Origin of the sequence: Microcoleus sp. B4-D4, from assembly GCF_036705185.1 — a bacterium.
Classification (GTDB): Bacteria; Cyanobacteriota; Cyanobacteriia; order Cyanobacteriales; family Microcoleaceae; genus Microcoleus.
In genome coordinates this window covers 200,101-212,752 of the sequence record NZ_JAUBTX010000006.1, presented here as the reverse complement: position 1 = coordinate 212,752, position 12,652 = coordinate 200,101, and the positions used below count along the sequence as shown (strand labels likewise).

Here is a 12,652-nt window from a genome sequence, read left to right as displayed (position 1 = left end):
CCATTGAGAATATCAATTAATTCAGCTTTTTAATCAAAAAAATAACACAACACTTAGCTCAATACATTAAAAACTATGAATCCAAATTTAGGAATCAACATCGCCGGCTACATCAACGGCGAATTTGGAGTCGGAGAAGGTGTCCGAGCAAACATCCGAGCAACAGAAGCAGCCAAAATCCCCTTTAAAATAAACAATTTTTCCCGCAGTCCCCACCGCCAACAAGACAACACCTATCAAAATTTTAGCTCTGACAATCCGCACCCAGTCAACTTAATTCAAGTCAACGCCGACGAAGTGGCAACCTTTATCAAACATAGAGGTTCCAGCTATTTTCAAAACAAATATAACATCGGATTTTGGGCATGGGAAATACCCGCATTCCCCCCCCAATGGCAGCCAGCATTTAATCACTTTCAGGAAATTTGGACTTACAGCAATTATTGTGCCGAAACAATTGCCCAAGTTTCACCAATTCCCGTCATCAAAATCATGCCCAGCATTGCTCTGCCCGCACCTTCAGTCAGCAGAAAAGAGCTAGGTTTGCCTAAAAATAAATTTATTTTCCTGTTTATATTCGACTTTTGCAGCCGCATCGAACGCAAAAATCCTTTAGCTACAATTCAAGCCTTCAAACAAGCTTTCGGCGAAGATGACCGCCTATTGTTAATTATCAAATCTTCCAATTCACATCAATTTCCCGAAGCCAAAACCGCCTTAAACTCGGCTATAGCCAACAATTCAAACATCAAACATCTAGACGGGTATTTGTCCAAAGATCAAATTAACGGTTTGCTCTACAATTGCGACTGCTACGTATCGCTGCACCGCTGCGAAGGATTCGGCTTAACAATGGCTGAAGCAATGTTTTATGGCAAACCTGTAATTGCTACCGACTATTCATCAAATACAGAATTTATGAATGTGGGTAACAGCTTTTTAGTCAAGTATAAATTAATCCCGATTGAGCAAGATTGCGGGCCTTACAAAAAAGGCAATATTTGGGCCCAACCGGATGTCGAACACGCGGCTGATTTAATGCGGAAAGTTTTCAATAATTACCAAAAAGCTCAAGAAATTGGAGCGGTAGCTGCTGAGGAAATTCAGACTTTACTCAACCCGCAAGTTACGGGTAGTAAAATTAGAAAACGTCTCGAATATATTGCCGAGATTACTGATAACTTTCAAAACTTGCCTCTGTCAGCAACAGCCAAAGCAGAGTCTGCAAAAATTAAGGCTGACTTGCAATCATCACACCCCAAAACTCAATCAAAAGCCCAACTGCAAAACTGGCAGCCTTTGGTAAGCATTTGCATTCCGACGTACAACGGAGAAGCGTTTATTGAGGAAACAATCAAAAGTGCTTTGGCTCAGACATATGCCAACATAGAACTGATTGTATCCGATGACGGTTCCACAGACCGCACAATTGCGATCGCCCAATCCTTCCAATCCCAGACATCCGCCGACTTCCGCATCATCCTGCACCGCAACTACGGCTTATCACAAAACTGGAACTTCTGCATATCCCAAGCCAAAGGCGAATACATTAAATTTCTGTTTCAAGACGACTTGCTAGCACCAGAATGTATCGAAAAAATGGTAGCCCTCGCCCAAACAAACCGAGAAATCGGTATGGTTTTCTCCCCGCGCGCTATCACCATCGCCGCCGATGAATCTCACCCGATTTTGCGTAAAGCTTCCCAATCAATTAACGATTTGCACAAAAGTTGGTCGAATTTAAAACCTATTCAGCCCGGAAAAGAATTGCTAGCAGATGCTAACTGCTTGAGCAACCCCATCAACAAAATTGGCGAACCGAGTACCGTATTAATTGCCGCCAGAGTTTTTGCCGAAATAGGATTGTTTGATTCAGGATTGTCTCAGTATGTAGACTTAGATATGTGGTGGCGCATTATGGGCAATTATCACATCGGATTTGTAGACGAAAAACTGTCGTCACTCAGGATTCATCCCAACCAACAAACCTGGAAAAACTTCGCGGCTGGGGAAAATCATAAAGATGTGGTCAGATTTTACAAAAAACTGCTAAATAGTCCTGAGTACAGTTTTATCAATCGCGAAGTCAAACATACAATCCGCCAAAAGTTAGCCTTAAGAACCCAGCCTAATATATCTAAATTGTCAGCGCTAGTAGAACAATACAAAAAATTGCCATCCAACCAGTTTATTCTGGAAAAAATGCGCCATTACCGCCAACAATTAGCGGAATATTGGCTGAATTTTCCAGTCGAAAATTTAGAAAGCGCTTACTCGCAAGCAGCGGGGAAAGCTCATAAATTGTTAATGGATAGCCACCTAAAAAATGAAATTTTAACGGAGTCAGAACAAAGTTTTGTGCAGCAGTTAGTCTCGCAACTTGCTGACGCAGGGGCAATTGCTGAGCAGATTCAATATCTCCTCGCAGCGATGCTGTACGGGGAGGCTTATCAGTTGCGGCTAGAGTATAAAAATGCAGCGATTCCCCAGTGGTTTTTTGACGATTTTCTGAAATTTCTATTTCAATCTCCGACTTGTTTTCAGCAGAAGGGAGATGTTGAAAAATACTCGGAATATTTCCAGAGGTTGATAGAGTACGTCGCTGCTAATATTGCCCGTTTTCCCGATGCGGAAGTTTGGCGTTATTTGGCTGCTTATATTGCTAAGAATGTTAGTTTTAAAGTTTTGTATTTGAGCGAAGCTAATCTGCTAGATGTCTTAATTCGACGAGCTGATATTTTGGAATTTTATTTAAAAAATATTGGTTGTCAAATAGACTGGATTTTTGCTGAAAGAGCAGTTGAACGAACTAAGATTAGAGTGGGATTTTTGCTGGATCAAATTAGTGGAAATTCAGAGACTTTTGCTGCTATTCCAACGTTTGAATATTTGGATAAAACCAAATTTGAAGTTATCGTGTATAATTTCCAGGTAGAAGATGAGCAATTGGGGAAATATTGCGAAAGTTGCGCTGACAAACTGGTGCAACTTTCGGGGGATTTGCCAGAGCAAGTACAGGAAATTCGATCGCACGATTTAGATATTCTGCTAATTTGCACTAATATCGCCGAAACTTCCCAAGCAACCGCGCTGCTGTGTTTGCACCGATTGGCGCGGGTGCAAATGGCTACCGCTTCATCAAATCCGGCCAGCACTGCAGCCCGAAATATCGATTATTTGATTGCTGGAGATTTGACATTGCCGACAGGTGCAGCAGCACAGTATCGGGAAAAATTAATTAGTTTAGAAGGTTCGGGAGTTTGTTTCAGCTATCCGGTAGCATCAGCGGCTGCCACAGTTGAACCGACTCGCAGCAGTTGGGGAGCCACTGATGAATCTGTAGTGTTCATCTCCGGCGCTCCGGTTTGGACAATTATCCCAGAATTGCGATCGACTTGGGCAAAAATTATTGCTGCTGTGCCGAATTCTATTTTAGTTTTGTATCCCTTTGGTTCGGGCCGAGAAAACTACGCGGCGGTGCCTTTTTACAACCAAATTCGATCGACATTCGGGGAATTTGGGCTTGACAAACAGCGGATAGTTGTGATAAGGGCGCTAAAAAATCGCGCAGATTGCATAAAATGTCTGAAATTAGCTGATATATATTTAGAAGCCTATCCATACAGCGATGCCGGCTCCGGTTCAGAAGCGCTGTTGGTAGGGTTGCCAGTAGTGGCAAGAAAAGGGCAAAAAATTCGATCGCGCCCATCAGCAGCAGTCCTCGAAGAGCTACAACTTCCGGAACTTGTAGTAAACAGCGAGAACTCTTATATAGAGCTAAGTACAGCACTGGGAACCAACCCAAAACTGCGCCGGCACTATCGGGATCGAGTCAAGCAAACAATGGCGACAAACCCCAAAATTCTTGATAGCCTCGCTTACTCCTCCCTGATAGGCAAACTATTTGAAAGGAACCCGTAGCCCGGTAAAGCGTCAAGAAATAGACAGCAATAGCGCTAGCTTTCTTAACGCTCTGCTATCATCGGGAGATTGAGAGGTTAGTGGTTGTCGCTCTTTTCCTGCCACAGCTAAATTAAAAGGGAAAGCGCAAGTCAGTTGGAGATAAAAAAATGACAGGACTTTTTCAAATAGGCGATAAATTGCTTCAAGCTCAGGATATGCCATCGCTCCTGAAGCGGTATCAGTTGATGCCTCAATTTTTGCGGGGTGTAATCATAGACCAAGCGATCGCATCCTTTAGTTGCAGCGACGAAGAACGACAGGGAGCCGTCGAAAACTTTCTGGCACAGCACCAACTGACAGCGCCGGAAGCCCGAGAAGCTTGGCTCCGCAGCCAAAACATGACTGCAGCAGAACTTCAAGACATGGCCGTCAGACCCTTGCTGATCGAAAAATTTAAGCAAGAGACTTGGAGACCTAAAGTTGATAATTATTTTTTAACCCGCAAAGCCAGCCTAGACCATGTAGTCTATTCCCTGGTACGCACCAAAAATCCAGCACTAGCAAACGAACTTTACTTTCGCATCCTCGAAGGCGAACAAACCTTTGCCGAAGTGGCCCGCAACTTTTCCGAAGGCCCAGAGTCCAAGTCCGACGGCGTGTTGGGCCCTGTACCCCTGAGCCAGCCACACCCGGCAATCAGCAAACTTTTGTCTGTCAGCAAGCCAAATCAACTCTGGACGCCGCGTCCTCTGGCAGAATGGATGGTAATTATTCGACTAGAACAGTTCATGCCGGCCCAGCTCGACGAATCGATGCGGCTGCGCTTGATTAACGAACTTTTTGAAAGCTGGGTCGCCGAACAGGTATCGAAGATTGGCCCGCTACAACCCCTGTCTTCGGTGTCTTCAATATCGTGACCGAAAGCAATTTTGTCTGGGGGCCCCGGATTTATCCGTGGAAACTTTAAAAGCGTAGCATCCTGACAAAAAGCCTCTGGATTCATCTGTGGATTCAATCTAAAATCTAAAATCTAAAATCTAAAATCTAAAATCGGATGACTTCTGCCGCTGTTTCCCTCTCCCAGATTCAAGATTTCTTAGCTAAAACACCTCCCTTTGACCGACTCTCAGAGACGGCTCTCTTAGCGTTGGTGGCTAAATGCCAGCTCCTAGGCTACAGCACGGGGCAACCCCTGTTTGAACGGGAAAAAATGCCTGCTCAGGTGGCAATTATTTATCAAGGCCAGGCTCGGCTGCTGGGGTTTGACCAGCGGTCGCAGCGCCACGTCAGTTTGCGTTTGGTGCAGTCACAGGAAATTATAGGCTGGGCTGGCTTGCTCAGGGGAATTCCCTGCGAAACGGCGATTGCTTCTACAGATGTAATCGCGATCGTCATACCTGCTGAAGATTTCCTGAGTGTAGTGGAAAAACAACCCACATTCGGAGAAGCTTTTCGCGCTCACTCTTCCTTGAGCGAAGTATTTGAACTCTTGAGCCTGGAATTGCAGCGCCAAGCCGACGGTACTTCCAATCTCAAGGAACTCACTCTGCAAGCTTGGGAAGATGCGACAGTTGTCAACGTGCCAAAGGGTAACAAAAAAACCCAAGATCTCGCCCAAGAGTTAGATGCCGATCGCATTTGGCTCGTCAGCAGCGGTGTCTTGGGCGATTTTCCCACCGGCAGCCGTTTTTCTGCGGAAAACGCAGCCAAATCCTTAAAAGTAGAAGGCCACGCCGGCGCGCGCTTGGTCGGCTTTCGCGAACCCCCAGAACCGCAACCAGAGTCACAAATCGAAACTTCGATACAAGACCCAGGCGTGAGGTCGCTTAGTGGTGAAAAATCGCTGGTGATTAAGCCCGCGCCACCTCCTGCAGACCCGCGATCCGAAGTACCAAAGGATACGAAATATCCGATTTTCCGCGCCAAGGGAACAATAGATGCTCCCCTAGCTTGCTTCCAAATGTTGAGCAAGTATTTCGGCATCAAATTTCGTCGGGATATCATCCGCAAAGTCCTAGAAAATCAGTTAAAAACCGCTGGTGCGATCAACTTGCAAGCCTGCGGGGCGATCGCCCAAAGCATCGGCCTCACGCCCCAATTGGCCCAAGTTCCAGCCGAAGCCATCAACCGCATCAAAGCTCCCGTAATGATTAAATGGGAAGATAGCTTTGCCATTATTTACAGCATCACCGAGCAAGAATTGGTGATGGCAACCCCAGAAAAGGGGCTGATGCGGAAGCGGATACCTCAGTTTAAAGAAATCTGGGGAGAACTAGGAGAAGTCCTGCTGCTGCAAGCTCCCCAAGTCGAGCAAAAAGAGCAGTTCAGCTTTTGGTGGTTTGTGCCGGCGCTGATGGAACACAAAACAGTGTTTTTTGAAGTGCTGTTAGCCTCGTTTTTTGTACAGTTATTCGGTCTTGCCAACCCATTAATCACTCAAGTAATTATTGATAAAGTATTAGGTCAGCGCAGCATTGACACCTTGGATATTTTGGGGGCGTTTCTGTTAGGTGTTGCCCTGTTTGAAGGACTGCTAAACGGTTTGCGTACCTTCTTATTTATAGATACTTCCAACCGCATCGACGTTAAATTGAGTGCGGAAGTAATCGACCACTTGCTGCGGCTGCCCCAGAATTACTTTGACAACCGGCGCGTCGGAGATTTGGTTTACAAATTTAGCATGATGGGCCAGATTCGGGAATTTATGACGAGTACAGCTTTGACAGTTGTTCTCGATGCAGTATTCTCGGTGGTCTACGTCGCCGTTATGCTTTCCTACAGCGTGAAGCTAACCTTCGTATCTTTGGCAGTGATACCGGTACTGGCCGTGATGATTATTCTGATCAATCCGCTGGTGCTGCGCCTGATCAAACAAAGAAATATGCGTTTTGCTGACTCTCAATCTTATCTAGTAGAAGTAGTCAGCGGAATTCAAACTGTTAAGGCTCAAAATATTGAATTGAAATCCCGCTGGGAGTGGTCTAGCCGCTACGCTAAATACATTACAGCTAGTTTTAAAACAATTATCACGGGGACTACAGCAGGTACGGTTAGCGGCTTTTTAAACCAGGTGGGTAACTTGGCTCAGTTGTGGGTGGGAACTTATTTGGTACTGGGAAATGACATGACTTTGGGTCAGTTGATTGCTTTCCGAATTTTTTCGGGGAACGTGACTGGTTCGCTGCTCAGATTTGTGAGTGTGTGGCAGAGTTTCCAAGAAGTCTCAATGTCGATCGATATGCTCAAGGATGTGGTCGATACGCCGACGGAAACCAGCGAGGAAGACAGGAGCAATATCCCGCTGCCGGCCATTCAAGGTCACGTTAAGTATGAGGAGGTTTCCTTCCGATTCCTCGAAAGCGGCTCATTGCAATTGGCGAATGTGAATTTGGAATTTCCCGCTGGCAGTTTTGTAGGAATTGTGGGGGGAAGTGGTTCCGGTAAAAGTACGGCTATGAAGATGTTGCAGCGTCTTTATCCGCCGCTGTCGGGCCGGATTTTTATTGACGGCTATGACATTGCTAAGGTGGAGTTATATTCGCTGCGCAGTCAACTTGGAGTCGTGCTACAAGATACTTTGCTGTTTAACTGCTCTGTACAAGAAAACATTGCTCTAAGTAATCCCGACGCGAGTACGGATGAGATTGTCCGAGCTGCAAGACTAGCGGTAGCTCACGATTTTATTATGGGCTTGCCTGCTGGCTACAATACAATAGTTGGAGAGCGAGGATCTTCGCTTTCTGGGGGTCAAAAGCAACGGATCGCGATCGCCCGCACGATTTTGCAAAACCCGAAATTGCTGATTTTAGACGAAGCTACAAGCGCCCTCGACTATCATTCCGAACGCCAAGTTTGCAATAACTTAGCAGAATCTTTCGCCGGCCGCACGGTGTTTTTTATCACTCACCGCCTGACTACCATCCAAAACGCCGACATAATTATTATGATGGATCAAGGCTCTGTAGTCGAACAGGGCTCTCACAAAGAATTAATGGCTCTAAAAGGACGTTACTATTGCCTGTTCCAACAACAAGAGTCATCGAATACTTGATATCTCACAACTCACAACTTACAACCGATAACGAACAATTAATAATTTGGGAAGTAACAAATGGCTATGAAATCGATCACGCTTTCTGAGCAACCAATCATTCTAGAAAAACCAGCGATTTGGTCCCACTTGTTTTTGTGGATGATCATGCTGATGACCACTTCGGGTGTAGTTTGGGCTTATTTTGCTAGCGTAGAACAAGCTGTCCCGGCTGTGGGTCAATTGGAACTAAAAGATGGTGCTAGAGACATCCAAGCACCCGCTACAGGGGCGGTGGTGAGACTTCACGTTGAAAATGGCGATCGCGTGGAAAAAAACCAGCCTCTGCTCACTTTCAACCCCCTAGCACCCGCAGCAGATTTAACGTCGGTCCAGAAAACTAAAGAGGCCCTGGAAAAAGAAAATAAATTTTACGAAGATGTTGTTAATGGCAAAGTTCAAGGCCCTATTCCTTCTAATTTAGAATCCACAATCAAGGACAGACAGAGCCTCGTGGCACAAAATCAAGTGCTGCAAGCTCTGATTGACGAGCTGTACCTCAACAGGGGATCGAGCGGAAATTTTGATGCCAGTCAGCAAGGACTGTATGTTAATTATCGATCGGAATTTCTCTCTCGCGTAGCCGCAGCCCAAGGTCAAGTTCAGGAGTTGGACAAACAACTCAAGCAAGCTGAGAATGCTGAAAAAGCTGCAGGCGCTCAAATGACCGTCGCACAGCAACAATTGGGTTTTGCTCAGAACCAATTAAATTATTCTCAACAGCAGTTAGCTTCTTCGCAAGAGCAAGTCAAATCAGCCCTAGCTCAAAAAGATTTGGCTGACGAACAGTTAGCAAAATCCCAACAAGTCTTGAAGTCTAATCAAGCCATTCTGGGCCGACTAGGCCCGCTGGTAGAGCAAGGAGCGATCGCCGAACTGCAAAAAGAAAAGCAAGAACAAGATGTTTTTAGAGGCCAAAGCGACGTTCTTAAACAGCAAGATCAAATCAAGCAGCGCGAAGGTGAAATCAACTCCCGCAAAGGCGAAATTAACACGCGCCGAGGCGAGCTCAATACCCGCCGGGGTGAAATTAACGCCCGTCAAGGTGACATCGAAAAAATTACGGCAGAAATAGAGCGCCAGCAAGGAGAACAAGCGCGCATTCAGGAGTCGATCGCCCGCGCCGAAGAACAGTTAAAAAACACTAAGGATGCTTGGGCCAGAGAACTGTACACCAAAATTGCTGAAAACGAAAAACAAATTGCCAGCAGCGATTCTCAGCTAAGCCGCTTCAAAGTGGAAAACCTCAAAAAGCTGTCCGAGGTAAATGCTCAGCTAGAAAAAGCGCAGCAAAACCGCGATACTCAAGTGCTGAAGTCTCCAGTATCGGGGGTAATCTTTGATTTGAAACCTTCTAAGAAGCAGGATGCGAAGTTGGATATAGCGAAAGATCCGATTTGCCAATCCATCATTAACTCAGTGGTAAAGCCTGGGGATCCCCGCCCGAAACGCTGCGAAGAAGCTTATTATGAAGCGCAGCAAACCGAGAAGCTGCTCAAGGTTTTGGATGACGAAAACGGTCTGGAAGCAGTTGTTTACCTGGAAAACAGCAACGTAGCTCTGGTATTGGATGCTTTGAGACAAAAGCGCGAGAAATTGGAGCCGTATCACGGCAAACAATTAGACGGAGAAAAGATTGACTGCGAAAAAGGTAAAATCTGCGTTTGTCCTGAGAAGGAAGTTAATAGAGAGAAAGTGGGTTTGACCAAATACCAATGCGTGCCTGTTGATGTCAATGTTGAAGCTTTCCCGGCGATGGAGTTTGGTACTGCTGAAGGTGAAGTGATTGAGATTAGCAAGGATGCTGAGCCTCCTACCGAATTGCGGAAATATTACGCTTTCAAAACTAAAATTAAGCTCAAGAATCAACAGTTTTTGTTGAACAAGGGCAAGCCAAATCAACAGGAAGTTAACTTGCAGTCGGGAATGGCCGTAAACTCTAATATCAATATCGGCAAGCGGACTGTTTTGCAGATGTTTATCAACCGATTTACTGGCAAACTGGATACGTTCAAGACTGTTAAGTAGCGAGCAGTTAACCGTCAACAGTTAACGGTTGACGGTTGACGGTTGACGGTTGACGGTTGACGGTTGACGGTTGACGGTTGACTGTTAATTGTCAGTCGAAAAGCTGATGACTGGATTTTACACTTCCGATGCTACCGGATTTGATGTTAATGAAAAAATATATTTTATTTAGTCTATACCTAATTCCTGTTGTTATATTAATCGGATTTGTAGCGCATTTTAGCATCAACGTTCCCATCGATGACGAGTGGAGATTAGCCCCCTTGTTTGAAAAAATCGCTCAGGGAAATATAACTTTTAATGATTTTTGGGCCTTGCACAGCAATCACCGCATAGTGTTCCCGAAAATAATTATTTCGCTGCTGGCTTTTGCTTCTAGATGGAATATTAATTATCCGTTGTGTCTCAGTATAGGTTTGGCGGGGCTAACTTTTATCGCCACCTACAAGTTAGGTTCTCTGCAAGCTAAAAATGGAGATAATTTGTGGCATTTAGCTAATATTTTAACTTGTATATTGGTGTTCTCCCTAGTTCAGCACGAAAACTGGCTTTGGGGATTTCAATTAGCCTGGTTTTTGGTAAATTTGTGTTTTGTATCAGCGGTTAATGTGCTGGTTTCAAATAACAATTTTTCGCCTAAAATTAGAATATCTCTTGCTGCTATATTCTGCTTTATTGCTAGTTTTTCCCTGGCTCAAGGTTTGCTTTCTTGGTTGGTGGCAATTCCGGCTGTGATGGCTTTAGAAGGAAAAATAGTACATAAAAAAATCAAATTAATTGTATGGATGTTGCTGTTTGTGGCAACTTGTGCTATTTACTCAATTGATTACCATCCGAGCCGGAAAACAAGTATTATTTCATTGTTGAATAAGCCGCTGGTGGTGATTGATTATTTTTTAAGTTTGTTGGGTTCGCCAATTGTGCGATCGCCCGGAGTTTCGGCATTGGTAGGATTGTTAATATTCGCAAGTTTTATATTTTTTGTAGGGCATTTTGGGAGAAAGATTACCGAGAATCGTGATGCTTTGCCTTGGCTGTTAATAGGTTTGTTTTCGGTGTTGTCGTCTTTGTTTATTACCGTTGGGAGGGCAGAATTTGGGGCGATTCAGGCGATCGAATCTTCGAGATATACGACTAATTCGATTTTGCTGTTGATTGCTTTGGTTCAGTTAGGGCAATTGTTTGTCCGAGGTAAGATTGCTATCATAAATCGCAACTATAAATTTATTTATCGGGGACTGGCAGGGCTGTTAATTGGGATAATTATTGTTAATTATCAACAGGCGATCGCCCAAACTAGCTCGGCACTTCTTTACAAGCAAGGCGCTCAAAATTGTTTGCAATTAATTAACTATTTGGAACCGTCGGACTTTTTCAAGAATTCGCCAGAAAGCTGTTTGAGGGTGCTGAGCAAAAAAACTTGGCTGGTGAGAGAAGGCGCTGCAATTCTTGATCGAATAGGTTGGAGAAAGTTCGCTAAAAATGTAGAGTTTATTGCTAATCCAGAGAAAGTTTACGGCTATTTAGACAAACCCCCAACGGGCGAAAAATCTTTCAAGGCTGCTGGTTGGGCAATTTTGCCAGAAAATTTGCAACAGCCGAACATTGTACTGCTATCTGTCGGTAACAAACAAGCTTTTTTTGCTAACGCTTATGTAAATTTGGACAGTCCCGATATTGCTAAGATTTTGCAATCGCAGTTGTACAATAATGCGAGGTGGGCGGTTGATGTGTCCGATCGCGATTTATCGATCGCCCAAACTGAAATTAAAGCTTGGGTGTATAATCCTGTGGACAACCAATTTGTCCAGTTGCGCGGAGGATGAGGAGTGAAAATTTCGGTGATTGTACCAGCCCACAACGAAGAGGGCTGTTTGGAAGGTACTGTGCGGGCGATCGCCCAGACGCTCGATTTAGAAGGCATTCCGCACGAAATTTTGATTGTGAATGACAACAGTGTCGATCGAACAATTGACATTTGCCAGGAATTATCGCGGGAATTTCCCACAGTTAGATACATCAACAATCAGCCTCCCAACGGTTTTGGATTTGCCGTGCGACGAGGTTTAGCGGAATTTGACGGCGATGCTGTCGCAATTGTGATGGCCGATGCTTCCGACGATCCGAAGGATTTAGTAGCAGGATACCGCAAATTGCAAGCAGGATATGACTGCGTTTTCGGTTCCCGATTTATCAAAGGCGGCTTTGTCGTTGACTATCCAATTCACAAGTTAGCAATTAACCGCTTAGCAAACTGGTTTGTCAAAACTATTTTTGGCTGGCGCTACAACGATGTTACCAATGCTTTTAAACTCTACCGCCGAGAAGTAATTGAAGGCGTGCAGCCGATTTTAAGCCATCATTTTAATTTGACCGTCGAACTGCCTTTAAAAGCCATTGTTCGTGGTTTTTCCTATGCGGTAATTCCTCTGAGGTGGTACAATCGGACTGCTGGTATTTCTAAACTTAAAATCAAAGAAATGGGCAGCCGATATTTATTTATTGTCTTGTATGTCTGGCTGGAAAAACATCTCTCTCGCGGCGACTACCACAGGACTAGAAAGATGAATGAGTTGAAATTAGATTTATTGGCCAAGTCAAGGACAGAAGCCCTTACTACGAACGAATAAA

Annotated in this window: 6 protein-coding genes; all 6 read left to right on the top strand. The window is 44.7% G+C overall.

Annotated elements, in window-relative coordinates:
* Positions 1 to 75: 75 nt before the first annotated feature.
* Positions 76 to 3,921 (top strand): glycosyltransferase, encoded by a 3,846-nt coding sequence (locus QUB13_RS08055; RefSeq protein ID WP_333379979.1) that lies wholly within the window; start codon positions 76 to 78, stop codon positions 3,919 to 3,921.
* A 149-nt stretch (positions 3,922 to 4,070) separates the two neighbouring features.
* Positions 4,071 to 4,820, top strand: a complete 750-nt coding sequence (locus QUB13_RS08050; RefSeq protein ID WP_194009725.1) for a peptidylprolyl isomerase — start codon at positions 4,071 to 4,073, stop codon at positions 4,818 to 4,820.
* A 137-nt stretch (positions 4,821 to 4,957) separates the two neighbouring features.
* Positions 4,958 to 7,954: a peptidase domain-containing ABC transporter gene (locus tag QUB13_RS08045; protein ID WP_333379978.1), complete on the top strand. Its 2,997-nt coding sequence runs from the start codon at positions 4,958 to 4,960 to the stop codon at positions 7,952 to 7,954.
* Positions 7,955 to 8,014: 60 nt separating this feature from the next.
* Positions 8,015 to 10,021 (top strand): chromosome partitioning protein ParA, encoded by a 2,007-nt coding sequence (locus QUB13_RS08040; RefSeq protein ID WP_333379977.1) that lies wholly within the window; start codon positions 8,015 to 8,017, stop codon positions 10,019 to 10,021.
* A 149-nt stretch (positions 10,022 to 10,170) separates the two neighbouring features.
* On the top strand, positions 10,171 to 11,847 hold the full coding sequence (locus QUB13_RS08035) for a hypothetical protein (protein ID WP_333379976.1): 1,677 nt from the start codon (positions 10,171 to 10,173) through the stop codon (positions 11,845 to 11,847).
* A 3-nt stretch (positions 11,848 to 11,850) separates the two neighbouring features.
* On the top strand, positions 11,851 to 12,651 hold the full coding sequence (locus QUB13_RS08030; protein ID WP_194009721.1) for a glycosyltransferase family 2 protein: 801 nt from the start codon (positions 11,851 to 11,853) through the stop codon (positions 12,649 to 12,651).
* The last annotated feature ends 1 nt before the right edge of the window (position 12,652 follow it).